Origin of the sequence: Vannielia litorea, assembly GCF_018424695.1 — a bacterium.
GTDB lineage: Bacteria > Pseudomonadota > Alphaproteobacteria > Rhodobacterales > Rhodobacteraceae > Vannielia > Vannielia litorea_A.
On the sequence record NZ_QTNQ01000051.1, the window covers coordinates 1 to 22,655 of the forward strand.

General features: G+C 66.4%; 25 protein-coding genes. 7 read left to right on the plus strand and 18 right to left on the minus strand.

Going from position 1 to position 22,655, the window contains the following annotated elements; genetic code table 11:
• Positions 1-2: 2 nt before the first annotated feature.
• From DYI42_RS15760 to DYI42_RS15785, 6 genes are read right to left on the minus strand one after another with little or no spacing between them, the layout of a single operon-like run.
• Positions 3-305 (minus strand): hypothetical protein, encoded by a 303-nt coding sequence (locus tag DYI42_RS15760; RefSeq protein WP_213546957.1) that lies wholly within the window; start codon positions 303-305, stop codon positions 3-5.
• Positions 302-1,192 carry a vWA domain-containing protein gene (locus DYI42_RS15765; RefSeq protein ID WP_213546958.1) on the minus strand — a complete coding sequence of 297 codons (891 nt, stop codon included), beginning with the start codon at positions 1,190-1,192 and terminating at the stop codon, positions 302-304. Before DYI42_RS15765 ends, DYI42_RS15760 begins: the two co-directional genes overlap by 4 nt.
• Positions 1,189-2,106, minus strand: coding sequence for a VWA domain-containing protein (locus tag DYI42_RS15770; protein WP_244867966.1), 918 nt, complete (start codon positions 2,104-2,106; stop codon positions 1,189-1,191). The genes DYI42_RS15765 and DYI42_RS15770 overlap by 4 nt, the downstream gene beginning before the upstream one ends.
• A gap of 22 nt (positions 2,107-2,128) precedes the next feature.
• Positions 2,129-2,503, minus strand: a complete 375-nt coding sequence (locus DYI42_RS15775) for a hypothetical protein (RefSeq protein WP_213546960.1) — start codon at positions 2,501-2,503, stop codon at positions 2,129-2,131.
• Between the two features lies 1 nt (position 2,504).
• Positions 2,505-3,389 carry a DUF58 domain-containing protein gene (locus DYI42_RS15780; RefSeq protein WP_213546961.1) on the minus strand — a complete coding sequence of 295 codons (885 nt, stop codon included), beginning with the start codon at positions 3,387-3,389 and terminating at the stop codon, positions 2,505-2,507.
• 8 nt (positions 3,390-3,397) lie between these two features.
• Positions 3,398-4,345 carry an AAA family ATPase gene (locus DYI42_RS15785; RefSeq protein ID WP_213546992.1) on the minus strand — a complete coding sequence of 316 codons (948 nt, stop codon included), beginning with the start codon at positions 4,343-4,345 and terminating at the stop codon, positions 3,398-3,400.
• Between the two features lie 270 nt (positions 4,346-4,615).
• Between DYI42_RS15785 and DYI42_RS15790 the strand changes: the two genes are divergently transcribed.
• Positions 4,616-4,825 carry a hypothetical protein gene (locus DYI42_RS15790; RefSeq protein WP_213546962.1) on the plus strand — a complete coding sequence of 70 codons (210 nt, stop codon included), beginning with the start codon at positions 4,616-4,618 and terminating at the stop codon, positions 4,823-4,825.
• Between the two features lie 114 nt (positions 4,826-4,939).
• Here the strand turns inward: DYI42_RS15790 and phoB are convergent, their stop codons facing one another.
• The 6 genes from phoB to DYI42_RS15820 form a co-directional block, all read right to left on the minus strand.
• Positions 4,940-5,632 (minus strand): phosphate regulon transcriptional regulator PhoB, encoded by a 693-nt coding sequence (gene phoB, locus DYI42_RS15795; protein ID WP_213546963.1) that lies wholly within the window; start codon positions 5,630-5,632, stop codon positions 4,940-4,942.
• A 1-nt stretch (position 5,633) separates the two neighbouring features.
• Complete coding sequence (phoU, locus tag DYI42_RS15800) at positions 5,634-6,356, minus strand: phosphate signaling complex protein PhoU (protein WP_213546964.1); 723 nt, start codon at positions 6,354-6,356, stop codon at positions 5,634-5,636.
• A gap of 4 nt (positions 6,357-6,360) precedes the next feature.
• A complete protein-coding gene (gene pstB, locus DYI42_RS15805) occupies positions 6,361-7,158 on the minus strand; it encodes a phosphate ABC transporter ATP-binding protein PstB (protein ID WP_213546965.1) in 798 nt (265 codons plus the stop codon).
• A 14-nt stretch (positions 7,159-7,172) separates the two neighbouring features.
• The gene (gene pstA, locus DYI42_RS15810) at positions 7,173-8,495 is read right to left on the minus strand and encodes a phosphate ABC transporter permease PstA (RefSeq protein ID WP_213546966.1); all 1,323 of its coding nucleotides are present in this window, start codon (positions 8,493-8,495) and stop codon (positions 7,173-7,175) included.
• Positions 8,495-9,958: a phosphate ABC transporter permease subunit PstC gene (gene pstC / locus DYI42_RS15815; RefSeq protein WP_213546967.1), complete on the minus strand. Its 1,464-nt coding sequence runs from the start codon at positions 9,956-9,958 to the stop codon at positions 8,495-8,497. The genes pstA and pstC overlap by 1 nt, the downstream gene beginning before the upstream one ends.
• A 111-nt stretch (positions 9,959-10,069) precedes the next feature.
• Positions 10,070-11,110, minus strand: coding sequence for a substrate-binding domain-containing protein (locus tag DYI42_RS15820; protein ID WP_213546968.1), 1,041 nt, complete (start codon positions 11,108-11,110; stop codon positions 10,070-10,072).
• 238 nt (positions 11,111-11,348) lie between these two features.
• Between DYI42_RS15820 and DYI42_RS15825 the strand changes: the two genes are divergently transcribed.
• The gene (locus tag DYI42_RS15825; RefSeq protein WP_213546969.1) at positions 11,349-11,756 is read left to right on the plus strand and encodes a GFA family protein; all 408 of its coding nucleotides are present in this window, start codon (positions 11,349-11,351) and stop codon (positions 11,754-11,756) included.
• A 38-nt stretch (positions 11,757-11,794) separates the two neighbouring features.
• Here DYI42_RS15825 and DYI42_RS15830 read toward each other — a convergent pair whose 3' ends face one another.
• From DYI42_RS15830 to DYI42_RS15845, 4 genes are read right to left on the minus strand one after another with little or no spacing between them, the layout of a single operon-like run.
• Entirely contained in the window at positions 11,795-12,829 is a 1,035-nt protein-coding gene (locus DYI42_RS15830; protein WP_342344674.1) for a sensor histidine kinase, read from the minus strand.
• A gap of 4 nt (positions 12,830-12,833) precedes the next feature.
• Positions 12,834-13,358: a gamma carbonic anhydrase family protein gene (locus DYI42_RS15835; protein ID WP_213546970.1), complete on the minus strand. Its 525-nt coding sequence runs from the start codon at positions 13,356-13,358 to the stop codon at positions 12,834-12,836.
• Positions 13,355-13,999, minus strand: coding sequence for a guanylate kinase (gene gmk / locus DYI42_RS15840; RefSeq protein ID WP_213546971.1), 645 nt, complete (start codon positions 13,997-13,999; stop codon positions 13,355-13,357). Before gmk ends, DYI42_RS15835 begins: the two co-directional genes overlap by 4 nt.
• A gap of 9 nt (positions 14,000-14,008) precedes the next feature.
• Positions 14,009-14,905, minus strand: coding sequence for a YicC/YloC family endoribonuclease (locus tag DYI42_RS15845; RefSeq protein WP_213546972.1), 897 nt, complete (start codon positions 14,903-14,905; stop codon positions 14,009-14,011).
• A 175-nt stretch (positions 14,906-15,080) separates the two neighbouring features.
• Here DYI42_RS15845 and DYI42_RS15850 point away from each other — a divergent pair, with 175 nt between their 5' ends.
• On the plus strand, positions 15,081-15,830 hold the full coding sequence (locus tag DYI42_RS15850; RefSeq protein WP_213546973.1) for a PAS domain-containing protein: 750 nt from the start codon (positions 15,081-15,083) through the stop codon (positions 15,828-15,830).
• Between the two features lie 74 nt (positions 15,831-15,904).
• Here the strand turns inward: DYI42_RS15850 and DYI42_RS15855 are convergent, their stop codons facing one another.
• Positions 15,905-17,272: a class II 3-deoxy-7-phosphoheptulonate synthase gene (locus tag DYI42_RS15855; protein ID WP_213546974.1), complete on the minus strand. Its 1,368-nt coding sequence runs from the start codon at positions 17,270-17,272 to the stop codon at positions 15,905-15,907.
• A gap of 307 nt (positions 17,273-17,579) precedes the next feature.
• Here DYI42_RS15855 and DYI42_RS15860 point away from each other — a divergent pair, with 307 nt between their 5' ends.
• The 3 genes from DYI42_RS15860 to DYI42_RS15870 are packed head-to-tail and all read left to right on the plus strand — an operon-like array spanning position 17,580 to position 20,163.
• Entirely contained in the window at positions 17,580-18,584 is a 1,005-nt protein-coding gene (locus DYI42_RS15860) for a GlxA family transcriptional regulator (protein WP_213546975.1), read from the plus strand.
• Positions 18,581-19,081: a GNAT family N-acetyltransferase gene (locus DYI42_RS15865; RefSeq protein ID WP_213546976.1), complete on the plus strand. Its 501-nt coding sequence runs from the start codon at positions 18,581-18,583 to the stop codon at positions 19,079-19,081. Before DYI42_RS15860 ends, DYI42_RS15865 begins: the two co-directional genes overlap by 4 nt.
• Positions 19,078-20,163, plus strand: a complete 1,086-nt coding sequence (locus tag DYI42_RS15870) for a hypothetical protein (protein WP_213546977.1) — start codon at positions 19,078-19,080, stop codon at positions 20,161-20,163. The genes DYI42_RS15865 and DYI42_RS15870 overlap by 4 nt, the downstream gene beginning before the upstream one ends.
• Positions 20,164-20,167: 4 nt before the next feature.
• On the opposite strand, the gene DYI42_RS15875 is transcribed toward DYI42_RS15870, so the two are convergent.
• Positions 20,168-21,253 carry a PQQ-dependent sugar dehydrogenase gene (locus DYI42_RS15875; RefSeq protein WP_213546978.1) on the minus strand — a complete coding sequence of 362 codons (1,086 nt, stop codon included), beginning with the start codon at positions 21,251-21,253 and terminating at the stop codon, positions 20,168-20,170.
• Between the two features lie 152 nt (positions 21,254-21,405).
• On the opposite strand from DYI42_RS15875, the gene DYI42_RS15880 reads away from it, so the two are divergent.
• A complete protein-coding gene (locus DYI42_RS15880) occupies positions 21,406-22,602 on the plus strand; it encodes an ABC transporter substrate-binding protein (RefSeq protein WP_213546979.1) in 1,197 nt (398 codons plus the stop codon).
• Positions 22,603-22,655 lie beyond the last annotated feature (53 nt).

Genomic DNA, 22,655 nt, shown 5'->3' on the forward strand with positions numbered 1-22,655 from the left:
GCCTATGACATCGCGCCGTCGCCCCCCGCCCGCGCGATGTCATAGGCCTCCAGCGCCGCCGCGTAGCGCCCCGCTCGCGCCAGCGCATTGCCCTGGTTGAAGGGTTGGCCCGCTGCGTCAAAGGCCTCTGCCGCCGCCTCGAACCGCTCCGCGCGGTAGAGCGCCACGCCCCGCCAACCCGGATCGGAGAAGAGCGCAGGCACCGGCAGGCCCGCCGCCAACAGCACACGACCAACGGGCGCCAGTCCGCCGGTTGCAAGTGCCAGCACAAGGAGCGCCGCCGCGATGAGCGCCACCGCCCTCACGCGGGCCTCCTGCGGAACCCGAGCAGGAGCGGCACCAGCGCCGCCAGCAACAGCATTCGCCCGTGATCTGCCAGAAAGAGCAGCGGATACTCCGCGCGCTCCAGCCGCGCCCGCCCGGCGCCGGCCAGAAATTCCGCCAGCGCAACGCCCTGCACCGGCGAAAACACCTCGCCGCCGCCCTCGCGCGCCAGAACGTCTGCGGCCTGCGTGCCGTCGGGCGCCACAACGGACAGGCGTGCGCCATCTTCCCTGAGGGCCGCCGCGGCTTCCAATGTCTGCGGCCCCAAGCCGCCGCCGTCGGTAAACAGCACCACATCCGCGCTGACCAGCCGCGCCTCGGCCAATACCTCCGCCGCGCGCGCAAGGCCCAGCCACGGACGGCTGCCCGGGTCGGGCACTGTCTCGCCGTCCACGAGCTGCCAGGTCTGCGCCAACTCGCGATGGTCGGCCGAGAGATCGGCGGCGTGATAGGCATCTCCCGCCACCACCACCAATGCCGCAGGCCGCGCGCCAAGGCCCGCCATCGCCGCCCGGCCCGCCGTCAGCACCTGTCCCCAGCCCTCCGCGCCGGTCATTGAGGGCGAGGCATCCAGCACGAAGATCACCCCGTCGAGGTTGCGAAAAGCCGCCGCTTCCCGCCGCGAGGTGGCCGGGCCGCTGAGAGCCAGCACCACCAGCGCCGCCGCCGCGAGCGCGCCCAGCCCCTGCGCGCCCCTGCGGCCCGTCTCCACATGGCCCAGCCGCCGCAGCGCCGCCATCATCTCCGGCCGCACCACCCGCTCCCAGTCGCCCAGCCGCGCCCGCCTGCGCCAGAGCCACAGCGCGAAAGCCGCCAGCACCGGCAGCGCCAGCAGCCACCACGGGCGCAGAAGAACGAGCCCACTCATCCCTGCCCCCGCCACGCCAGCCCGAGGCACAGCACCAGCGCCAGCCCGGCAGGCCATACCCAGAACTCCCGCCAGACCTCGGCAGACAGCCCGTCGCTCTCGGTCGCTTCCAGACGATCCAGCGCCTCGGTCACGGCCACAAGATCATCCGTCGTGCGCACGCGGAAGGTTTCGCCGCCGCTCAGCTCCGACACCGCCCGCAGCGTCGCGGCATCGACAACCCCGCGCTCACCGGCCTCTGCCTCCGCCAGCGCACGCGGCCCCATGGCAATGGTGTGCACCCGCACGCCCATCTCGGCAGCAAGGCTCGCAACGCCGCGCGGGTTGGTGGCCCCGGCGTTGTTCACCCCGTCCGACAGCAAGATCACCACTTTCGTCGCCGCGTCGCTGCGGGCCATCCGCTTCAGCGCCAGCCCCATCGCATCGGCCATGTTGGTCGCGCGCCCCGAGATGCCGATTTCTGCGGTCTCGATCCGCCGCGCCACCGCCTCTGTGTCGAAGGTAAAGGGCGCAGCATAATAGGCGTCCGAGCCGAAGAAGATCAGCGCCACGCGGTCCCCTGCCCTGCGCCGGGCAAACTCGGCCCCCACCCGCTGCACCGCCTCCAGCCGCGAGATCGCGCGGCCATCCAGCGCAAAGTCTTCCCGCACCATCGAGCCCGAAAGGTCGATCGCGATGGCAAGGTCGCGCCCGGTGATCCTGAGCGCCGAGACAGGCGCCAGAACGCGCGGCCCGGCCAGCGCCACCACCAGCAGGGCCCAGGCCAGCGCGGCAAGCCATGGCACCGCCCGCCGCCCGCCGCCTGCCCCGGCCTGCTCGAACCCAGCCGCCACCCGCTCCGGCATCCGCAGGGCCGCGCCGCCCGCAGCGGCGGGCAACAGCGCCCAGGCCAGCAGCGGGAGCGGCAGGAGCAAAAACCAACAGGGCTGGGCAAACTCAGCCATGGGCCCGCAGCCTTTCGACCAGGCAGTCCGGCACGCCGCCCGGGGCATAGAGCGTGCTGCGCTTCGCGGCATAACCCTCAGGGTCGGCTTCGCGCCAGAGACGCAGCAGGGCCAGCTCCCGCTCAGCCTCGGGAAGCGCCTCCGCCGTCGCGAGCCGTGCCGCGAAGCTCGGAGCCTCGGGCGCCCGCACCCGCCGCCGCAGCACAGGCCGCAACAGGAGGGCGAGGCAGAGGCCAAGCGCCAGGCCTAACCCGGCGGCGGCGGAAAGCTCGGCAAAGACGCCGCCCGCGGCCTCGGCAGGCAGGCGCAGCTCGATCAATCCGGTCTGCACCGCCTCCTCGGTCAGGGCCTGCCCCTCCTCGGCCATCTCACCGCCCCCAGGCCGCGTGCAGGCGCTGCGCCGTCTGCGCAAGCGGGCCCGCGGCCTCGATCATCACATGCGGAAAGCCCTCCGGCGCTGCCGCCGCCGGCCCGTGCTCGGTGACGCGCAACATGCGCACCGCGCCGCCCCGCACCCGCACCGGGTAGCGCCCTTCCGGCAGGCCCCCGGGGCCACGGTCGGCCACCTCCAGCAGAAACGGGTGACGCTTCTGCGAAATTTCTCCCAGCCGCCCCAGCAAGCCAGGGCCGCCGCTGTCGAAGCCGCTGGCGATCATCACCTCGGCGCCCCGCGGGGCGATCCGCTCCAACGAGCCAAGCTGCGCGGCCAATTCCGGCTCCGCCTCCTCGGTGCCACTCAGCGCCGCGTCAAGCGCCGCGCGATGGGCCCGCACCATGCCGCCGATCACGCCCAGCATGCCCCTAGTGCGGCCCCGCGCGCCTACAATCTCAGGCCCGCCCGCGCCAAGCGTCATCAGTCCCACGCGCCCGCCCTCCTCCACCGCCCGCCAACCGAGGAGCGCCAACGCCTCGGCCGCGGCCACCGACCGGAAGGCCCGCCCAGTGCCCCAGAGCATCGAGCTGCGCAGATCAAGCACGAGAAAGGTCACCCTGTCCCGCTCTTCCTGAAACCGGCGGATATGGAGCACCCCGGTGCGCGCGGTGCTGCCCTTGTCGAGATGGCGAATGTCATCGCCCGCCACGTATTCCCGCGTGTCGGCAATCTCCTGCCCGCTGCCGCGCCGCTTGCTGAGAAATCCGCCGGGGATGGCGGCGGGCGGTGCGCTGATGTCGCGCTCTACGGCCAGGTCCCGCAGCGCGATGAGCCGCTCGGCCTCAAGCGCAACGCCGGGAATATAGAGCAGCGGCTCCATCGTCGGGCTCACAGGGGCTCGGTGGCGGTCAGCACATCGGCCACCAGCGCCCGCGCGCTGCGCCCCTCAGACTGGGCCTGCCACGTCAGCACCAACCGGTGCGCCAGCGCATCCTCCGCCAGCGCCTCCACATCCTCGGGCAGCACATGGTCCCGCCCCCGCAACCAGGCCCGCGCCTTGGCCGCCGCTGCCAGCGCGAGCGAGCCGCGCGGGCTGGCGGGGTGCGAAAGCTCCTCGGCAAAAGGCGCAGCCCGAGTGGCGGTAACGAGCCGCACGATATAGTCGCGGATCGGGCCGGAAAGATGCGTGCCCATCGCGGACGTGCGCGCCGCGGCGATGTCTTCGACCGAGGGCAAGGGCGCATCGGCCTCACCCTGCCCCTCGGCCTCCACCAGGTCCAGAATGCGCCGCTCGGTGACGGCATCCGGCAGGTCCAGCATCACGTGCAGCAGGAAGCGGTCCAACTGCGCCTCGGGCAGTGGAAAGGTGCCCTCATGCTCGATCGGGTTCTGCGTGGCGACCACGAGGAAGGGATCGGGCAGCGCGTGGGTCGCATTTCCGCTCGTCACCTGCCCTTCGCCCATCGCCTCCAGCAGCGCCGATTGCACCTTGGGCGGCGCGCGGTTGATCTCATCGACCAGAACGAGGTTGTGGAATATCGGTCCGGGGGTGAACTCGAAATCCCCGGTCTGGGGCCGGAAAACCGGGGTGCCGGTCAGGTCAGAGGGCAGCAGGTCGGGCGTGCACTGGATCCGGGCGAAGCTGCCGTCGAGGGCCGAGGCCAGCGCCTTCACCGCCCGGGTTTTGGCAAGGCCCGGCGCGCCCTCCACAAGCAGGTGGCCACCGGCAAGGATCCCGGTCAGCAGCCGTTCGATCAGCCTCTCATGACCGACCAGCACCTTCCCGAGATGCGCAGAGAGCGCGGCCAGCCCCGGGCCGCCCGTTTCCATGTCCATACGCTCCTCCCATGTCGCCCGGCCACAGTAGCGCCGCCCGGCAGCGGGCGGGAACACAGCCCAAAGTCTTGGTTCTCACACTGGCAGGGCAATGCAACTTTGGCTCCATTGAGGCGCGGGAGGTGCCTCCATCTTGGGCAGCGCCTGCCCGAGCTTGCCCGTATGCACGCCAAATTAACGGCGAATTCACCAGGAAGCGGGATTTTATTGGTAGGATCGGGGCATTCAGCCACGATTTGAGCACCCATGACTTAACCGAAAGATCCTCCCATGATCGAACTAGCCTTTGTCACCTGTCTCGCAACCAGCCCGACCGATTGCGAAAACCGGAGCCTCCTGTTTCAGGAGGGCACGCCGATGTCCTGCATGATGATGGCCCAGCCGCAGCTGGCCAAGTGGATCGACGAACACCCGAACTGGACGATTGCGCGCTGGAAGTGCCGCAGCTTCCGCCCCGGCGAAGGCCCGGTCGACATCTGAGCCTCAGGGTCCGGGCGTTTTGGGAGGAGCGCCAGGGCCCGCACGCCGCGACAGCGCAGGACAGTGCGTTACCCGTAGGGTGGGCAATCTGCCCACCTTCCCGAACGCTGTGACTTATCCCAGCGCGTAGCCCGCGCCGCGCACAGTGCGCAGCGGGTCTTCACCGCCATGGGCGCCAAGCGCCTTGCGCAGCCGCCCGATGTGCACGTCCACCGTTCGGGTATCCACGTAAATATCGCGCCCCCAGACCCTGTCGAGCAATTGCTCGCGGCTCCAGACCCGCCCGGGCTTCTCCATGAAGGTCGACAGCAGGCGAAACTCCTTCGGCCCCAGCTTCAATTCCTGCCCGCCGCGCTCCACCTTGTGGGTCTCGGAGTCGAGCATGATGTCTTCATACTCCAGCCGCGCGCCCACCGTCGCGGGGCGGGTGCGGCGCAGCTGGGCGCGGATGCGGGCCATCAGTTCGATCACGCTATAGGGCTTCACCACGTAATCGTCGGCGCCGGTCTCCAACCCGCGCACCCGGTCTACCTCTTCGGCGCGGGCCGAGAGCATGATGATCGGGATCGCGCGGGTGTCATTCTTCAGCTTCAAACGGCGGCACACCTCGATGCCCGAAAGGTTCGGCAACATCCAGTCCAGCACGATCAGGTCCGGCCGCTCTTCCTCGACCAGCAAGATGGCATCCTCGCCATTGTCGGCAGATACAAGGTCAAACCCCTCGGCCTCAAGGTTGTAGCTCAGAACCTCGCGTTGCGCCGGCTCATCCTCGACCACCAGCACCAGGGGTTGCGCTGTCCGACTCATCTCAGTGATCCACCTCATAGGCCGAGGCATTGGCCTTGGGCCGCGCCTCGTCGGGCAACTCGCCGGTGACCAGGTAAATCACCTGCTCCGCAATCGAAGTCACATGGTCGCCCATGCGTTCGGTGTTCTTGGCGATGAAATGCAGATGCATGCAGGCGGTGATGTTGCGCGGATCTTCCATCATGTAGGTCAGGAACTCGCGGAACAACGCGTTGTACATCTGGTCGACCTCGTGGTCGCGGTTGCGCACGTCCTCCGCCAACTCGGCGTCGCGCTGGATATAGGCGTCCAGCGCATCCTTTAGCATGCCCTCCACCGCGCGGCACATCCGGCGGATCGAGGTCGTCGCGCCCTCGATCGGATCAAGCTGCACCAGCACACCGGTGCGCTTGGCCATGTTCTTGGCATAGTCGCCCACGCGCTCGAGATTGCCGGAGATCTTCATCACCGAAAGCGCGGTGCGCAGGTCGGTGCTGACCGGTGCGCGCAGGGCGATGAGGCGCGCAACTTCTTCGCTCACCTGCTCTTCCAGCGCGTCGATCGCCTTGTCGTTCTTGCGCACACGCTCGGCGGTCTCCTCGTCGCGCCCGTCCAGCGAGGCGGCGGCCTCGGTGATGGCGGTCTCCACCATGCCACCCATCTTCATGATCATCGCCTGGATCGCCTCCAGATCACGGTCGAAGGCAGAGGCGATATGCTGTTCGTTCGGGGGAAGTGCAGACATGAGATCAACCAATCTTGCCGGAAATGTAGGATTCGGTGCGCGGGTCTTCGGGCTTGGTGAAGATCTGGCCGGTCTCGCCGAACTCGACGAGATTACCGAGGTGGAAGAAGGCCGTCTTCTGGCTCACCCGGGCGGCCTGCTGCATCGAGTGGGTGACAATCACCACCGAGTATTGTGAGCGCAGCTCGTCGATCAGCTCTTCCACCTGCCCCGTGGCGATGGGGTCCAGCGCCGAACAGGGCTCGTCCATCAGCAGAACCTCCGGCTCCGTCGCCACCGCGCGGGCAATGCACAGCCGCTGCTGCTGGCCACCGGAGAGGCCGGTGCCCGGCGCATCCAGCCGGTCCTTCACCTCGTCCCAGATCGCGCCGCGCCTCAGGCTCTTTTCCACGATCACATCCAGATCGGCCTTGTTCTTCGCCAGCCCGTGTATGCGCGGCCCGTAGGCCACGTTGTCATAGATCGACTTCGGAAAAGGGTTGGGCTTCTGAAAGACCATGCCCACCTTGGCGCGCAACTGCACCGGGTCCACCTTCTTGTCATAGATATTTTCGCCATCCAGCAGGATCTCGCCCTCGATCCGGCAGATGTCGATCGTGTCGTTCATCCGGTTCAGGCAGCGCAGAAAGGTCGACTTGCCGCAGCCCGAGGGGCCGATGAAGGCCGTCACCGTCTTGTCCTCGATCTGCACGTCCACGTCCTTGATCGCGTGGGTATCGCCATAATAGACCTGACAGCCCTTCGCCGAGATCTTGATATTGTCAGTGTCCACTATTCTCTCCAGCGGTCGCATGTCGTTCATGTCTCTTGCTCCCCTTACCAGCGCCGCTCGAACCGGCGACGCAGGACAATGGCAATGGCGTTCATGATCAGAAGGAACACGAGCAGCACGATGATACCGCCCCAGGCCTTCTCGTAGAAGGCCACATCCGAACGGGCGGCCCATGTGTAGATCTGCGCAGGCATCGCCGAGTTCGGCTCCACGAACCCTTCGATAAAGCCGCCCGGATATTCGCGGGCGACAAAGCCCACCATCCCGATCAGCAGCAACGGCGCGGTTTCTCCCAGCGCCTGCGCAAGGCCGATGATCGTTCCGGTCAGAATGCCGGGCGCAGCCAGCGGCAGAACGTGGTGAAACACTGCCTGCATCTTGCTCGCGCCAACTCCCAGCGCCGCATCGCGAATGCTCGGCGGCACCGCCTTCAGGCTCGCGCGGGTCGAGATGATGATGGTCGGCAGGGTCATCAGCGTCAGCACCAGACCGCCCACCAGCGGCGCCGATTGCGGCAGCCCCGCAAACTGGATGAAGACGGCGAGGCCCAGGATACCGAAGACGATGGAGGGCACGGCGGCGAGGTTGGAGATGTTCACCTCGATGATGTCTGTCCAGCGGTTCTTGGGGGCGAACTCCTCAAGGTAGATCGAGGCCGCCACGCCGATAGGCAGCGAGAGCACCAGCACCACCAGCATCATGAAGAACGAGCCGATCACCGAAGCCCCGATGCCCGCGCCCCCGGGGTTGTCCACACCCGCATCCTTGCCGGTCAGGAAGCCCCAGTCAAACTGTCGGGTGATGATCCCGGCCTCGGTCAGCGCATCCACCACGTCGAGGTCCGTCGCCACCAGAAAGCGGCTGTCCACCAGCGTCTCGCGGTTGACCCGGCCCTTGAAGTAGCCATCCACCCGGCTCGATGCGTTGAGCGTGAAGGTCACCGTCTCGCCGATGCTGTCGGGGTTCTCCTGGTAGAAGCTGCGCATGTCGCTGCCCACTTTCCCCATGATCCGCTCGATGGCATCGTCCTGCACATCGTCGCCAATCCCCGCCTCCCGAAGCTGCGCCCCGAGCTTGGTGATGAAAAGCTTGGTATAGGCGGCGGTCTTCAGCATCCCGCTCTCGGCCTCGTCATATTCGGCCTGGCTCACGTTCATCTCCAGGCTCACCACCGTTGTGGTGAAGGCCGGCACGCCGGAGCGGATGATCGAGGTGGCGAGCACCACGAGGAAGAAAAGCCCCAACCCGATGGCGGCAATGCCATAGGCGCGAAACCGGGCCTCGGCGGCATTGCGCCGCTTGGTGCGCGGGTCGGTCGTGGTCAGCGAGCCGTGGCGGCGCGGAGAATTTGCGGTTGCGTCGGCCATCAGTCGTACTGCTCCCGGTATTTGCGCACGATGTAGAGCGCGAAAACATTGAGCCCGAGCGTGATGACGAAAAGCGTCATCCCGAGGGCAAAGGCCACCAGCGCCTCTGGGCTGGCAAAGTCGGCATCCCCGGTGAGCTGGCTCACGATCTTGGCGGTCACCGTGGTCATCGCCTCGAAGGGGTTGAGGCTCAGCCGCGCGGCAGCACCCGCACCCAGCACCACGATCATCGTCTCACCAATGGCGCGGGAGGCCGCGAGCAGCACCGCGCCGACGATTCCGGGCAGCGCGGCGGGCAGCACCACCTGCCGGATCGTCTCCGACTGGGTGGCGCCAAGGCCATAGGAGCCATCGCGCATCGCCTGCGGCACCGCGTTGATGATGTCATCGGAGAGCGAGGAGACGAAGGGAATGAGCATGATCCCCATGACGAGACCGGCAGTCATCACGGCGGTGCCCGACTGCATCCACCCCAGCCCACCGTCGCCGAAGGCCGCCAGCAGCAGGGGGCCGACCGTCAGCAACGCGAAGAGGCCGTAAACGATGGTCGGGATGCCAGCGAGGATCTCCAGCAGCGGTTTGGCCACCGAGCGCACCCGGTTTGAGGCATATTCGCTGAGGTAGATCGCGGCAAAGAGGCCAATCGGCACCGCCACCGCCAGCGCGATCACCGAGATATAGAGCGTGCCCCAGAGCAGCGGCCAGATGCCCAGCTCGGAGCCGCCACCAAAGGAGGGCGACCAGGTGAGAGAGCCGAAAAACTCGCTGGCCGGGTAGATCCGGAAGAACTCGATGGTGTTGAACAGCAGGCTCAGCACGATGCCCACGGTGGTCAGAATGGCAATCGAGGCCGCCCCCACCAGCATCCAGCGCACCCCGCGCTCCACCACGTTGCGCGCGCGATAGTCCCTCTGCGCCCGCATCATTGCTAGCGCGGCTCCCGCGATGGCAACGGCAATCACGGCAATGGTCATCCACAGCCGCGATGAGGCATTGGCCTCGCGCATCATCTGCGCGGCCCGCAGCACCGGCGTGGTCACGTTCTGCGTAATCACCTGCCCGGCTTCCTTCAGCCGCGCGGTCATGTCGGTAAAATCGGCCCGCGCGTTGCTGGCGAGATCCTCATCCATCACCCCGGCGGCCACCGCATTGTCGAGCCCCACGGCGACCCGGCGCACCTCGGCCATCAGCAGGTTCTGCGAGGCCGCCTGCTCCACCACATCCGCCGGCAGCGTCGCTGCCACCCGCTTCTCGATGACGAGGGGCGCGGCGATGAGCCAGACGATCAGCAGCAAGAAGGCCGGAGCCGCGGCGAAGAGGAAGGCCATGTAGCCGTAGTAGCTGGGCAGCGAATGCAGATGGCGGGCGTCGTTGCCCGCGCTGGCCATCGCCCGGGCGCGGGTGGCAACATAGCCCACCGCACCAATGGCGATCACGATCAGGATGATCCACAAAACCGGCATGTGCCGTCCCCCGGGGTCTTGGAATTTGGGCCCCGTTAACTCGGGGCGGATACTCGCAAGGATGAAAACAGGGTCGGGGCGGGGCCGCGCGGGCCCCGCCCCGGGGGAGGCTTACATGCCTTCGCCCATGGTCTGCTCTTCGTTCACCATCTTTTGGGTCGCGGCCAGTTCCGGGTCGGAAACGAGGCCGTAGTTGGCCAGCGGGCCGGAGGGGCCAGCGAGGTCATCGGAGACGAAGAACTGCGCGTACTCCTTAAGGCCGGGGATCACGCCGATGTGGGCCTTCTTGATGTAGAAGTAGAGCGGACGCGACACCGGGTATTCACCCGAAGCGATGGTCTCGGTCTTCGGCTCGATGCCCGACATGGTGGCGACCTTCAGCTTGTCCTGGTTGTTCTCGTAGAACGCCAGGCCGAAGATGCCGATACCGTTGGGGTTGGAGTCGATCCGCGCCAGCGTCTCGGTGTAGTCGCCGTCGATGTCGACCGACTTGCCATCGGTGCGCACCGAGATGCAGGCGTCTTCGGCGTCGTCTTCGGACATGCCGGCAGCGGTCATGGCTTCCAGCGCGCCGGTGGCTTCACAGCCCGCCGCCAGAACCTTCTCTTCGAAGACTTCGCGGGTGCCGTGCTTGGTGCCGGGGATGAACGCGGCGATCTCGGCGTCGGGCAGATCGGCGTTGAAGTCGCTCCACTTGGTGTAGGGGTTGTCGACCAGCTCACCGTCCACGACGACCTTGGGGGCCAGCGCGTTGTAGATGTCGGCGGGCTCGAAGGCGGTGAAGGCCGGGCCGGACTGCTGGCTGGCAAACACGATCCCGTCGTAGCCGATGCGCACTTCGATGATGTCGGTCACACCGGCATCGGCACAGGCCTTGATCTCTTTTTCGCGGATAGCGCGCGAGGCGTTGGCCACGTCGATGGTGTTCTCGCCCACGCCTTCGCAGAAGCGCTTGAGGCCAGCCGAGGAGCCGCCCGATTCCACGACCGGGGTCGGAAAGTCGGTGTTCTCGCCGAAGGCTTCGGCGACAATGGAGGCATAGGGCAGCACGGTGGACGACCCGGCAACCTGCACCTGGTCACGGGCGGCAGCAGTGCCGGCGGCCAGCGCGGTCAGCGCGAGGGTGGAAACGGTGAGCTTGGTGAAAGACATCTGGAACTCCGTTGCATGTCAGGCTCGCCCCAACTGCTCATGCGGGGCGTTCGCGGTGCCCTTCTCTGCCCCGCGTGTTAGGCTTTTGTGACAGGTGTGTAACAGTTTCATGACATGCCGCGGGGGAAGCCAGATATTGTCAGGAATGATTGTCTCGAGCGGCCAAAAGTTTTGAAAATGTGGGCCCGCGGCCCTTAATGTTGGGGCCGAGGATACAGCTGCAATCGAAGGAAAAGCCATGACCACAGGTGGATGCCAATGCGGAAAAGTGCGTTTCGAATTCGAGGGTGAGCCTATCAATGAGGTCTTCTGCTACTGCACCGAATGTCAGCAACGGACCGGCAGTGACAAGTGGTTCGGCCTATGGGTCGCCAGCCCGAACCTGAGCTTCATCCAAGGGCACGAACCCGCTCAATTTACCCGCAAGGGAGCCTCCGGGCGAGATGTCCATCACCACTTCTGCCCGGAGTGCGGTATTAACGTATGTGCTGACATGACCGCAGGTGGCTTTTACACCGTCGCCGCCACCAGCATCGACGGTGGCTGGCCGCACAAACCCAAAGCCGCGATCTATGCCGCTTCAGCGCCGCACTGGGCCGTCCTGCCCCAAGACATCCCCGTTTATGATGGCCTGCCGCCTATGTGATTGAACAAGCGTCGAAAGTCCGGCCAAGAGACGGTCCTTCACCCCGCCAACGGCAAGAACACCGTAAAACAAGCCCCCTCGCCGAGCTCGCTCTCGATCACAAACCGCCCCCGGTGCCGCGCCACGATATGCTTTGCAATCGCCAGCCCCAGCCCGGTGCCGCCCATCTCGCGGCTGCGGTGCGAATCCACCCGGTAGAACCTCTCCGTCAGGCGCGGAATGTGCCGTGGGTCGATCCCATCACCATAGTCCCGCACCGCGCAACGAAGCGCCGGGCCGCGGAGGGCGATCACGCGCTCCTCCAGCGCGACGGAAATCTCGATCTTTCCGCCCCCACCGCCATATTTCAGCGCGTTCTCTATGAGATTGGTGAACACCTGCGTCAGCTGGTCGGCATCGCCCGGCACCTTCGGCAGATCTTGCGGCAGATTCCGCACCAGCTCCAGACGCGCCTCCTCGGCAAGCGGCTTCAGTGCATTGGCCGCCGAGGCCAGCAGTTGCGGCACATCCACCAGTCCCGAGGGCCGCTGCAGGGCGACCGCCTCGACGCGTGACAGCGACAGCAAATCGTTCACCAGCCGATTCATCCGCGCCGTCTCGCGCTCCATGATGCCCAAAAAGCGCTCCCGCGCCGCCGCGTCGTTCTTCGCAGGCCCCCGCAGCGTTTCAATGAAGCCGGTGAGCGCGGTAAGCGGGGTCTTCAGCTCATGGCTCACATTCGCCACGAAATCCCGCCTGATCTGGTTGGCCGCCTCGGTTTGACTGAGGTCTTCGAAGGCCAGCACCACCCGCCCCTGCACCGGCGTCGCCTTCACCTGAAAGATCTGCTCGCCCTCGCCCTCTACCCGCCGGATGCGCGCCTGCCCGGTGTGGCGGCCCTCCAGCGCGTTCTCGATGAGCTGCGCCACGGCGGGCTGGCGCAATTGCAGGCTGTAATGCCGCCCCTGCCCGACCCGGCCAAAAAGCGCGGCGGCGGGCGCGTTGATCGCCTCGATCCGCGCATCGGCCCCAATGGTGATGAGCGGCATCGGCACCGCGTCGAGAAAACCCTCGATCCCGCCTGGCGTCTCCACCGGCTCAGAGCGCCTTCAGGCCGCTGCGAAAGCGCCGCATGTTCTCCTGGTAGTGCAGCGCCGAGCGGCGCAGCCCCTCGATGGCAGCCTCGTCGAGCTGGCGCACCACCTTGCCCGGCGCGCCCATCACCAGGCTGCCATCTGGAATTTCCTTGCCCTCGGTAATCAGCGCGCCCGCCCCGATCAGGCAGTTCTTCCCGATCACTGCGCGATTCAGCACCGTGGCGCCCATCCCGATCAGGGAGTTCTCTCCGATGGTGCAGCCGTGCAGCATGGCCTTGTGGCCCACCGTAACGCCCGCGCCAATGCTCAGCGGGCAGCCCGGATCGGTATGGCACACGGTGTTTTCCTGCACGTTCGCGCCCGCACCCACACGGATCTCTTCGTTGTCGCCCCGCAGCGTGCAGCCAAACCAGACCGAGGCCCCGCTCTCCAGCACGACGTTACCGATCAGGTTGGCATCCGGGGCCACCCAGTAGTCGCCATCACCCGGAAACTGCGGGGCCACCCCGTCCAACTCATAGATCATCGTTCTTCCTTTACCCGAAACTGCTCATGCAGGGTGCGGACATGGGCAGCGAGATCGGGCTGCTGCGCCCGCCGCAGCCGCTCGGCCGAGACGATGGTGCGCAGCCGCGCCTCCGTCTCATCCAGATCGTCGTTGACGAGAACATAGTCGTAGCTGTCCCAATGGCTGATCTCGTCCCAGCTCTTCTGCATCCGCTTCGAAATCACGCCCTCCTCGTCCTGCCCGCGCTCGATGAGACGGCGGCGCAGCTCGTCGATCGAGGGCGGCAGGATGAAGATCGAAAGCGTGTGCCTTCCAAGCTCGCTGTTGCGGATCTGCTGGGCACCCTGCCAATCGACGTCAAACAGCACGTCACGCCCCGCGTTGATCGCTTCGCGCACCGGACCGGCGGGCGAGCCATAGTGATTGCCGAACACATGGGCGTGCTCGAGCATCTGCTCCTCCGCCACCTGCTGGCGAAATTCCATCTCGCTGAGAAAGTGGTAGTGAACCCCGTCTTCCTCGCCGGGCCTCGGCGCGCGGGTGGTGGCGCTGATCGAAAAGCTGAGGTCGCCGTCCCAGGCCATCAGCCGCCGCGCCAGCGTCGTCTTGCCCGCACCGGAGGGCGACGACAGGATGATGAGCAATCCGCGTCTGGCCAAGGCTCCCCCCTACTCGATGTTCTGAACCTGCTCCCGCATCTGGTCGATGGCGGCCTTGAGGTCAAGCCCGATCCGGGTCAGCTCCACCGCCTGCGCCTTGGAGCACAGCGTGTTGGCCTCGCGGTTGAACTCCTGGCAGAGGAAGTCGAGCTTGCGCCCCACGGCGTCTTCACTGGCCAGCAACTCGCGGCTGGCGGCCACATGCGCCTCCAGCCGGTCGATCTCTTCGGTCACATCCGATTTCAGCGCCAGCAGCGCCACCTCCTGCGCCACCCGGTCCTGATCGAGGCCCTTGGCGTTTTCCAGCACGCGGGTCAGGTTTTCCTTCAGGCTCTCGGCCATCTCTGCCTTGCGCTCTTCGGCGACAGGTCGGGCCTCGGATACCAGTTTGGCCACCTTGTCCAGATGCGCCAGCATCACCGCGTGCAGCGCCGCCCCCTCGGTGGCCCTCATATCGAGAAATTCATCCAGCAGCGGGCGGAAATCGGCCATGAGCTTGCCCCTGAGCGCCGCCATCTCGCCGTCGCTCACCTGCGTCGGGTCATCGGCAATGCCCTTCATCGCCAGAATCTCGGCAGTGGTCGGGGCCTTCAGTTCCACGCCCGCGCGCTCCGCCTCCCGGGTGATCTCGCTCAGCGCCGCCAGCACCTGCGAAAGCTGCGCCCCGTCCAGCTTCATCGCGCCCTGGGTCCGGCTGCGCTGAACCCTGAGCGTGAGCGAGACATTACCCCGCACCAGCGAGCGGCCAAGCTCCGTCCGCAGGCCCTGTTCAAGCCCGCTGATCCAGTCCGGCAGGCGCAGGCGAAGGTCCAGACCCTTGCCGTTCACACCGCGCAGTTCCCAGCTCCAGGTAAAGTCGCTGCCCTGCTGGGAGCGGGCGGCAAACCCGGTCATGGAGTTAACCATTTAAGATTTTTCCCCCCGGAAATACGTCGGGCATTGTGTTATTAACGGATAGGTAATCTTTCTTGTCCATGGGTTAACAGACCCAATGCTCTTGGACAACAAAGCCGGTGGGAATTCAAGCGAGGGCGATGGCGTGGAACATCAAGGGGATAGCGGCCGAGGGGTGGTTTCGCTGATGCAGTACAACAATGACATACGATTCCCCGCCGTTCATGCGCTGCGGCGTTACTGGGACGACCTGCGCGGCCCACGCCAGGTGCCCGCGCGGGCAGAGGTGGACCCGCGTGCCATCGAGGAAACGCTGGAATATGCCTTCATCCTCGAGCGTATCGCGCCCGGTGTCGGGCGCTTCCGGCTGGCGGGGATGCACCTGAACGAACTGATGGGCATGGAGGTGCGCGGCATGCCCTGCACCTCAATGTTCATGCCCGAGCACCGCGCCACCCTGAGCCGCGCGCTCGAAGAGGTCTTCGCCGGCCCCTCCACCGCGCTTCTCACGCTCTCGGGCGAGCGCGGCGTGGGCCGCCCGCCGATGGACGGCCAGATGCTGCTGCTGCCGCTCGCCTCCGACTTCGGCGATGTGACACGGGCACTCGGCTGCCTCTGCACCATCGGCCCCATCGGCCGTGCGCCCCGGCGCTTCACGGTGAAGGACGAGGTGGTGCGCCCCGTCCGCATCGAGGCGGGCGCGCCAGACAGCGCCTCCGCCCTCGGCACGCCGCTCACCCGCGAAGAGCGCCTCCGTCAACGCCGCGAAGCCGAGAAGATCCGCGCCCGTGTCGATGGCGTCAGTGACACACCCGATGGCTTTGCCGAGCCCGCCCCCGGCTTCACCCCGGCCGCACCATCCCGCGCGACCGAGGGCGAAAAGCCCCGGCTCCGGCTGGTGCGCTCCGAGGGGGAAGTGGTCGATCACGACGAGTGAGCAGACACCGGGGCTGAGAATGAAAACGGCGGGCCTCAGAGCCCGCCGTTCCTTGTTTCAGATACCGGTCCCGATCAGACAGCAGCAGCCGCCACATCCCGGCCCCGGTCCGAGAGCTCCTCGGCCACAAGGAAAGCCAGCTCCAGAGATTGCGAGGCGTTGAGGCGCGGATCACAGGCGGTGTGGTACCGCGAGCCGAGGTCTTCGTCCGTCACCGCCCGCACGCCGCCGGTGCATTCGGTCACATCCTGACCGGTCATCTCGAAATGCACGCCACCGGGGATGGTGCCTGCCGCGCGATGGGCGGCGAAAAACTCGCGGACCTCGCCCAGCACCCGCTCGAAGGGCCGGGTCTTGAAGCCCGACTCGCTCTTGATGGTGTTGCCATGCATCGCATCGCAAACCCACACCACGTTGGCACCCTCGCTCTTCACCACGTCGATCAACCGCGGCAAATGCTCTTCCACCTTGCCCGCGCCAAAACGGGTGATCAGCGTCAGCCGGCCCGCTTCGTTCTTCGGGTTCAGCGTGGCCATCAGCCGCTTGAGGTCGTCGTCGCTCATCGTCGGGCCGGCCTTCAGGCCGATCGGGTTGATGATGCCCTTGCAGAACTCCACATGCGCGCCATCAGGCTGGCGGGTGCGGTCGCCGATCCACACCATGTGGCCCGAGCCGGCCACCGTCTGGCCGGTGGTGCTGTCCACGCGGGTCAGCGCCTCCTCGTATTCCAGCAGAAGCGCCTCGTGAGAGGTGTAAAAATCCACCGACTGGATCGCATGAACGCTGTCACCGTCGATTCCGGCGGCAGACATGAAGTCCAGCGCATCCTGAATCCGGTTGCTGAGGTCTCTGTAGCGTGCCGCGCGGTCCTCATCCGCGAAGCCCGTCGTCCAGGCGTGAACCCGGTGAATATCGGCAAAACCGCCTTGGGAGAAAGCCCGCAGCAGGTTCAGCGTCGCCGCCGCCTGAGTATAGGCCTGGAGCATCTTCGTGGGGTCCGGAATCCGGGCTTCGGGGGTGAACTCCAGCTCGTTGATGATGTCGCCCCGATAGCTCGGCAGCTCAACATCCCCCTTCACCTCCACCGGCGCGGAGCGCGGCTTGGCAAACTGCCCGGCCATCCGGCCCACCTTCACCACCGGCACCTTGGCGCCATAGGTCAGCACGATGGCCATCTGGAGCATCACCTTGAAGGTGTCGCGGATGTTGTCGCCGCTGAACTCGGCAAAGCTCTCGGCGCAATCGCCGCCCTGAAGCAGGAAGGCCTCGCCGCGCGCCGCCTTGCCCAACTCCTCGCGCAACCGGCGGGCCTCGCCGGCAAACACCAGCGGTGGGTATTTCGCAAGCTGCGCCTCGACGGCGTTCAGCGCCGCCGCGTCAGGGTAATCGGGCATCTGTACCCGAGGCTTTGCACGCCAGTCGGCTTTGGTCCAGTTGCTCATCGTCTCGCTCCGCAGTCCAGAAATTCGAGGCCCGTCTATAGCCGACGGGCCCCGCGCTGGCCAGAGAGGAGTTTCGACGCTAACGGTGCGGCTCGCACCCCAAGGCACCCGGCCCGAAATCGCCCGGCTTCGCACGCGGCTCACCGCCTGAAGCCCTCGCATCCCGCCCCAACCGCTCGTGCCGGTCCGCCGCCGGTCTCCGTCAGCGCCATTGCACGTCGCTTTTCGGCCCTCGCCATCTTGCGCGATCCGCCATTTCCTGATTGCCTCTCGCGCGGGGGAAACACCTAGCACGGAGCCAGGACCAATGCGGCAGGCGGATACGCAATCACTCAAGGTGGACGTCCCGTCCAAGCCCCGCCGCTTTGCCTTTCTCCTCGTGCCCGATTTCTCGCTGCTCACCTTTGCCGGTGCCGTCGACGCCCTGCGCCTCGCCAACCGCACAGCTGGCGCCCCCCTCTATGAGTGGCACCTGCTGTCCGAGGGCAACGAATCTGTCCACGCCTCCTGCGGGTCGGTCTTTCAGGTCGAAGGTGGCCTCGATGACCTCTCGCGCGACGAGACGATCCTCGTCTGCGCCGGCCTCGACGTGGAAGACAAGACAACGCCCAAGATCCTCGCCTGGCTGCGCAAACAGGCGCGCCGCGGTCTGGCCGTGGGCGGGCTCTGCACCGCGGGTTACATGCTGGCCAAGGCCGGGCTGCTCGATGGCAAGCGCGCCACGATCCACTGGGAAAATTCCGACAGCTTCGCCGAGGCCTTCGAGGACGTGAAGCTGACCAAGACCGTTTTCGTTCATGACGGCAACCGGATGACCACCGCCGGTGGCACCGCCTCCATCGACCTCGCACTTCAGATCATTGCTGAAGACTACGGCGAAGATCTTGCCAATACCGTGGCCGACCAGCTGATCTACAGCTCCATTCGCACCGACCAGGACACCCAGCGCCTCTCGATCCCCACCCGCATCGGCGTACGCCACCCCAAGCTCTCCCGCGTCATCCAGATCATGGAGCAGAATCTCGAAGAGCCGATCAGCCCGGCCAAGCTCGCCGATGAGGTGGTGCTCTCCACACGCCAGCTGGAGCGGCTGTTCCGCCGCTACCTCAACCGCTCGCCCAAGCGTTATTACATGGAATTGCGCCTGCAAAAGGCCCGCAACCTGCTGATGCAAACCGATATGTCGGTGATTAACGTGGCGCTGGCCTGCGGCTTCACCTCGCCCTCGCATTTCTCCAAGTGCTACCGCGCGCAGTATCAAACCACCCCCTACCGTGAGCGCGGCTCCCACGGCGCGCGCCTCTCGGTATGATCCGCACTGCGCGGCTCACCCTGCGCCCCGGTGAGCCCGGCGACCTGCCCACGCTCCACGCGATCTTCTCCGACGCAGAGGTGATGCGCCACTGGTCCACTCCGCCGGATGAAACCATCGACGCCACAGCCGACCGGCTGGAAGGCTTCATGCGCGGCGAGCGCGAGCTGGGGCCGGAGTGGATGATCCTGCACGAGGGCACGCTCATCGGTCGCGTCGGCCTCTGGCGCAAATGGGAAGTCGGCTACATCCTCTCCCGCGCTGCCTGGGGCCGGGGCTTCGCCTCCGAGGCGCTGCAGGCCCTCTGCGCCGAGGCCTTCGCCCGCCATGCCGACTGCGACGCCATCACCGCCGACATCGACCCGCGCAACATCGGCTCGGGCCGGGTGCTGGAGAAGGCAGGCTTCACCGTCACCCACCACGCCAAGAACACCTTCTGTATCAATGGCGAATGGTCCGACAGCACCTATTACCGGCTGGATCGCCCCACCGAATGAAGCGCCTGCCGCTCATCATCGGCCTCGTCCTCGGCCTGTCCGCCATCGGATTTGCCATCTATGGCGCCACCATCCTCTGGGGCGTCGTCGCTGCCTTTCGCGACTGGGGCGCCGAAGACACGTCGAACCTGCCGCAGGCTCCCCTTTCCGAAGTGCTCTCCGAAGATTTGACCACAGTCGATTTTCTCGTCTTCCACGACGGCCCGCGTGGCTGGTATCTCGTCGACGATCCCGCGCCCTTCGGCGACACCGAAATCGGCTTCTACGGCCGCCGCTTCCTCGGCCACCTCACCAACACGGGGCCCTCCCCCAATTACTGCAAGGGCGACACGGACGCCAAGATCATCTGGGCCGTGCGTGACGGGCAGGAAGTGGCCGCCATGGCCTATTGCAATGTCTCGCGGATGGATTTTGCCCCCCTCCAGCCCCACGCCAAGCCCGTCACCCTCACCGATGCCAAGCTGACCGAGGCGGAAATCGCCTCCCTGCGCGCCAAAATTGCCGCCGACCCGGCACGCCGCTTCGTCGATGTGCCGCCAGAACCGCGGCCCTTCACCCACGCTCGCGCCCTGCGCCCGCCGATGCTCTGGGCCGATCCCGCCGAAGCCGATACTGCCATCACCGAGGCCATCCGCACGGCCATGTCCGGTGCGCCGCACGCGACCCGCGTCTTCAACGACCGGGTCAACTACACCTCCTTCGATCACGAAGATCACGCCGAGATGGTCTGGGGCTCCTACATCGTCACCGACTCCGGCACCGCCGCGCTGCCCGGGCTCTACCTCTACGCGCCCTACGTTGAAGTCTCCTGCGCTCCGCAAGACTGTATCCGCCTCGACGGTCTCGACCTCGCGCCAGCCGTCGCGCCCATGCGCCCCGAGGCGCTGCTTTCCGAGGCCGTGGAAGCGCTCATTCCGATGGACACCACGGTTCGCGCAGAGCAAAGCCCGCGCGATCCCGGCACCAAACCCTACGGGCTGTTCATCCCAACCGAGGCAGACCTCGCCGACCGCGAAACTCGCCTGGCCGCAACACAGCCCTACACCACCCGCGTCCGCCACATCGCGCCGCGGAGGGACTGAAGCCCTACCCCGGAACCATCCTGAAAATCGCGCCCTCACCCACCGATATAAACCAGATCGCCCCGTCCGGCCCTTGCCGCAGGTCGCGCACACGGCTCGTCTCCGGCGTCTCGATCCGCTCCAGCTCGGTGCGCCCATCCGCAGACAGCCGCGAGATCATGTCGAACTTCAGCGAGCCGACAAACACCTGCCCCTGCCATTCAGGAAACATCTCGCCCGAGTAGAACATCAGCCCCGAAGGCGCGATGGACGGATCCCAATAGTGCACCGGTTGCTTCATCCCCTCCTTGGCGTTCCCCTCGCCAATCTTCGCCCCCGAGTAGTGCCGCCCGTAAGAGATCACCGGCCAGCCATAGTTCGCGCCCTTCTCGATCAGGTTCAGCTCATCACCGCCCTGCGCGCCATGCTCCACCACCCAGAGTCGGCCCTGCCCGTCCAGCGCGGCGCCCTGCGGGTTGCGGTGGCCATAGCTCCAGATTTCCGGCTGCGCGCCATCCTGCCCGACGAAAGGGTTATCCTCCGGCACGCTGCCATCCCGCGCAATCCGAACCACCGACCCATTCTCACGGCCCAGATCCTGCGCCGAGGGCCGGTCGCCCCGCTCGCCGATTGTGAGGTAGATGAACCCGTCGGCCCCCTCCACGATCCGGCTGCCAAAATGCCGACCGCCAGAGCTGCCCGGCTCCATCTCGAAAATCACCTCGAAGCCTTCCAGCGCGGTGCCATCCTCCGAGAGCCGCCCCTTGCCAAGCGCCGTCCCGGCCCCGCCGCCCTGCGGTTTGGCGAAACTCAGAAAGATCTCCCGGCTCTCGGCAAAATCGCGCGGCACCATCACGTCCAGCAGGCCACCCTGCCCGCTGTCATAAACCTCGGGCACCCCGCCCACCGGGCTTTCTTCACCATTTCTGACCAAGGTCAAATCTCCGCCCCGCTCGGTCACCAGAAACGCGCCATCAGGCAAAAAACCCAGGCCCCAGGGCGCATCCAGCCCCCCCAAGACCCGCTCCATCCTCACATCCTGCGCCCAGGCTCCCGCCCCGGCCAGTGTCATCACCGCCGCCAGCAGCGGCCCCGCAATTCGTCCAGTCATCACATTTCTCTCCTTTGCCCCAAAGCTAGCCCGGCCCCTGGCATCGGCCCATTCAACTTTCCGAAAGAGCGCCGCGTCAGCCCCGCTTTCCAAAGACAAATTCCCGGTCTAGGCTCCCCCGCAGGACATCAGATCCAACAGGGAGACCAACAATGAAAAAACTGATCCTCGCAACCACCGCGCTGGCAGCCCTCGCCGGCCCGGCTCTGGCAGAAAGCCACAGCTCCGAAATCAAGCTGGGTATCATTCTGGGCTTCACCGGCCCGATCGAAAGCCTCACGCCCCACATGCGTGACGCCGCCAAGATGGCGATGGCCGAAGTGACCGACAGCGGCGCGCTGATGGGCGGCGCCACCGTTACCCCCGTCGAGGCCGATTCCACCTGTGTCGACAGCGCTGCGGCAACCGCCGCCGCCGAGCGCCTCATCACCTCCGACGGAATCGCCGGGATCATGGGCGCCGATTGCTCGGGCGTCACCGGTGCCATCCTCACCAACGTCGCCGTCCCGAATGGCATGGTGATGATCTCCCCCTCCGCCACATCGCCGGCCCTCTCGACGACCGAGGACAACGGGCTGTTCTTCCGCACCGCCCCCTCCGACGCCCGCCAGGGCGTGGTGATGACCGAGGTGCTGATGGACAAAGACATCAAGTCCGTCGCCCTCACCTACACCAACAACGACTACGGCAAGGGTCTCGCCGACAGCTTCCAGGCGGCCTTCGAAGAGGCGGGCGGCACCGTCACGATCTCGGCGGCCCATGAAGACGGCAAGGCCGACTACTCCGCCGAAGTCGCCTCGCTGGCTTCCGCCGGGGGCGATCTGCTGGTGGTCGCCGGCTACGTCGACCAGGGCGGCTCCGGCATCGTCCGCGCCGCGCTGGATAGCGGCGCCTTCGATACCTTCCACTTCCCCGACGGCATGATCGGCACCGCGCTCGAAGAGAACTTCGGCTCCGAGATCGACGGCTCCTCCGGCCAGCACCCGGGCACCGACAGCCCCGGCAACGCCATGTTCGCTGAGCTGGGCGAGGCCGCGGGCTTTGATCCCACCTCGCCCTTCGCGCCGGAAAGCTATGACGCCGCAGCGCTCATCATGCTGGCCATGGCCGCCGCCGAATCGACCGATCCGAACGTCTACAAGGACAGCGTGATGGACGTGGCCAACGCCCCCGGCGAACAGATCTTCCCGGGCGAGCTGGCCAAGGCGCTGGAGCTGATCGCCGCCGGCACCGAGATCGACTATGTCGGCGCCTCTGCCGTCGAGCTGATCGAGGGTGGCGAAAGCGCGGGCAACTACCGCGAGATCATGTTCGAAGACGGCAAGATCGCCACGGTCCAGTACCGCTGACCCAGGGCTGACAAGACAGATGCGGCGGGGCCCTCCCCGCCGCATCCTATCGG